Here is an 890-nt window from a genome sequence, read left to right on the forward strand (position 1 = left end):
CTGCTGCGCGGCTGGTCCGGCCCGGCCGTCTTCCTCACCCGGCTCCACGAAGCCACCGGCGACCCCGCCTGGCTGCGCGCCGCCCGCACCGCCGTCCGCCGCGACCTCGAACACACAGTCCGCGACGACAAGGGCAACCTGCACGTACGCGACGGCGCACGACGACTGTTCTACCTCGACGAAGGCAGCGCCGGCATCGCCGTAGCCGCACACACGCTGCTCCACCACGGCGAACGCCCCTGGCTGCGCGACGTCGTCACCACCGTCCGCCGGACCGTCGACGTCGAGTTCGTCCTGCTGCCCGGCCTCTTCCACGGCCGCGCCGGACTGCTCGCCACCGCCGCCCTGCTCGCCGACGACCCACCACCGCACCGGCCGCGCGCCACGCGTCCCGTCGGCCTCGTCCGCGACGGCGCGGCCCGCCCCCATCCGGCGCACCTGACCCGGCTCGCCTGGCACGCGTACGCCCTCGACGGCCGCCTCGCGTTCCCCGGCGACACCCTGCTGCGGATCTCGGCCGACCTGGCCGCCGGCGGCGCCGGAATCCTGTCCGCGATGCACGCCGCGCTGCACCGCACCGGAGTCACCCTGCCCTTCCTCGACGCGCCCACCCACGTCGCGTCCACCGACCACCTCCTCGCCGCGAGCTGAACCAGCCGGCACCCACAGACCCCGTCGGACCACCGACGGCCCTCCGGCCGACACCGGAGGCCCGACCACCACACCCACGAAGGAGGTGAACCCCCATGACGAAGCTCCTCAACCTGCAGGCCATGGCCACGCAGAACGGCACCCGCCACGCGGTCCCGCCGCAGTCCAGCAGCATCAGCATCGCCTGCTGCAACGGCTGAGACGGCAGTGGCGACAGGGCCACCGGCCCCGGCCACACC

1 pseudogene is annotated in these 890 nt (G+C 74.6%); it reads left to right on the plus strand.

What is annotated here, in order from left to right:
• Positions 1–651: pseudogene (locus EAD96_RS30965) on the plus strand (lanthionine synthetase C family protein); the annotation flags it as partial.
• Between the last annotated feature and the right edge of the window lie 239 nt (positions 652–890).

The sequence above is a fragment of the Micromonospora sp. BL1 genome (assembly GCF_003667485.1).
GTDB lineage: Bacteria > Actinomycetota > Actinomycetes > Mycobacteriales > Micromonosporaceae > Micromonospora > Micromonospora tulbaghiae.